Source organism: Telluria sp. AZSoR62, from assembly GCF_058111565.1.
Genome location: NZ_JBYTST010000029.1, coordinates 1 through 1,899, shown reverse-complemented (window position 1 = coordinate 1,899; position 1,899 = coordinate 1). Strand labels below are relative to the sequence as shown.

General features: G+C 58.9%; 2 protein-coding genes and 3 tRNA genes. All 5 read right to left on the bottom strand.

Features of this window, described 5'->3' with window-relative positions; translation table 11 throughout:
- Window positions 1–208: 208 nt before the first annotated feature.
- The 5 genes from AC3XQU_RS22650 to AC3XQU_RS22630 all read right to left on the bottom strand — a co-directional run bounded on the left by AC3XQU_RS22650 (window position 209) and on the right by AC3XQU_RS22630 (window position 1,769).
- A complete protein-coding gene (locus AC3XQU_RS22650; protein WP_489876421.1) occupies window positions 209–718 on the bottom strand; it encodes a site-specific integrase in 510 nt (169 codons plus the stop codon).
- Window positions 619–1,314, bottom strand: a complete 696-nt coding sequence (locus tag AC3XQU_RS22645; protein ID WP_489876420.1) for a hypothetical protein — start codon at window positions 1,312–1,314, stop codon at window positions 619–621. The genes AC3XQU_RS22650 and AC3XQU_RS22645 overlap by 100 nt, the downstream gene beginning before the upstream one ends.
- A gap of 132 nt (window positions 1,315–1,446) precedes the next feature.
- Window positions 1,447–1,520, bottom strand: a tRNA-Cys gene (locus AC3XQU_RS22640).
- A 69-nt stretch (window positions 1,521–1,589) separates the two neighbouring features.
- Window positions 1,590–1,665, bottom strand: a tRNA-Gly gene (locus tag AC3XQU_RS22635).
- 28 nt (window positions 1,666–1,693) lie between these two features.
- A tRNA-Gly gene (locus AC3XQU_RS22630) sits at window positions 1,694–1,769 on the bottom strand.
- Window positions 1,770–1,899 lie beyond the last annotated feature (130 nt).

Below are 1,899 nucleotides of genomic sequence, written 5' to 3'. Positions count from 1 at the left end.
GACATGTCGCCGGTTGAGTTTGAAAAGCAATATTTCCAGCGGCTCTCGAGTGTCTAGAAAAGCCGTGGCGATTCACACACCTGTCATGACAGGGCCGGTTAGTCCGACGGGCAGAATCGCTTGCTGGTCCAAGCCTCAGCCATACCAGCAACCCAAACGGATGCCTTGGCAAGGCTGTAGCTCTGTCGCCCGCAACCTCCACTACTGCTTACCAGAGATGCGCCGCCAAGTCGCTACCCCGCAGGCTGGCGTAGCGTCGCAGCATGCGCGGATCGCGATGCCCCGTGATCTTCGCGATCAGCACATCTGAAAGCGTAGTACGCTCGAACAGCCGGCACGTCGCCTCGTGCCGCAGATCGTGGAACGTAAGTCCTCGGACACCAGCATCTGTGAACGCAATGCGGAACCGGCGCGACAAATCCGCTGTCGTACGGTCGAGGTTGCGTACGGCAAGGTCACCGTTCCAGAAACTGAACAGCCTTCCGTCACGTGCAGCGATCTCGGCCTGATGTTCGCGTATGAAGCTGTCGAGCACGTCGCGCGCTACGGACGAGAGTGGCACCTGTCGTGTTTCGCCGTTCTTCGAGCGCTCCAGATGAATAGTCCGCTTCTGGAGATTCACTTGGTCGACATACAAGGTGTAGCACTCGCGCATGCGCATCGCCGTTTCCAGCGCCAGGATGAAGAAGACGCGCTCCTCGCTACCAACTTCAAGCATCTTGAGAATGGCCTCCTCCTCCCCTCCTCCACACGTTGGTCGCGCTCGGTGTCAAACCGTGGCGGCTTGCCGTCCTGCGCTAGCAAAGCAGTGTCTTCCGGCGTGTAAGTCGAGAAACCGCGCTTGAGCAAGCGCAGCGGGTTCTGCGCCATGATCTCCGGGTGCTTTCGCGTCATCCAGTCGAAGCAGCGCGCAAGGGCGCCGTGGCGGTGGCGGATGGTAGAAGGCGCAAGATGGTCCACACGCTTCATCGATACGACCCAGGCCTCTGCCCAGTCGTAGTTGAGCGTGCTTGTTCCGAGCAAAGCGAGCCTGGGCCCGACCGTGTCGAGCAGCTTGACGTCGGACTCCGGCACAGCGTTACGCTTCTGGTACTCGACAATGCAGCGGCCGATTGTCCAGGTCTGTGGTTTCGGCGGCTCTCGTTCAAGGAGCGATGAGGGCACGATTCCTTGGTTCAACAGGCGCTCGAGCTGCGCACCATATTGCTCGGCGGCGTCGCGCGTGTCGAACGTTGCCCACAAGGTTTTGGGGAGGAGTTTGTTTTTGACGCAGAGTTGGAATGCGCCGGATGGGGTCTGCTTGATGGATGCCATGACTAAGCCCTCTCAGAGCCTGCATCCGGGAAGCAACAGCCAATTGGCCGTTTCAGTGGTAGGTGCACCTCCCATGCCGGGAGGTTTCACCACTTGGTGAACCAGCCTGATGCAGGCTAAGTCCTTGATTTTTGGAGGCGAGGACGGGAGTCGAACCCGTCTAGACGGCTTTGCAGGCCGCTGCATAACCGCTTTGCTACCTCGCCGGAGGTGTGCTGCCTTAATGCGGCCGGTTAGCTGCCGTATCAAGCGGGAAGGCGATCTTCCCTGAAATCTGGAGCGGGAGAAGAGTCTCGAACTCTCGACCTCAACCTTGGCAAGGTTGCGCTCTACCAACTGAGCTACTCCCGCTGAGGAGTCCAACTATGTGTAAAACCTTTGGAGCGGGAGAAGAGTCTCGAACTCTCGACCTCAACCTTGGCAAGGTTGCGCTCTACCAACTGAGCTACTCCCGCAATGGAGTCTTACTGGTGCTGCCGCCTACTTGTGCCCCAGCCGAAACAGATCGACTGGAGCGGGAGAAGAGTCTCGAACTCTCGACCTCAACCTTGGCAAGGTTGCGCTCTACCAACTGAGCTACTCCCG

Coding starts and splice junctions, on each gene's coding strand:
- AC3XQU_RS22650 (WP_489876421.1), bottom strand. CDS start 718: ATGCTTGAAGTTGGTAGCGAGGAGCGCGTCTTCTTCATCCTGGCGCTG.
- AC3XQU_RS22645 (WP_489876420.1), bottom strand. CDS start 1,314: ATGGCATCCATCAAGCAGACCCCATCCGGCGCATTCCAACTCTGCGTC.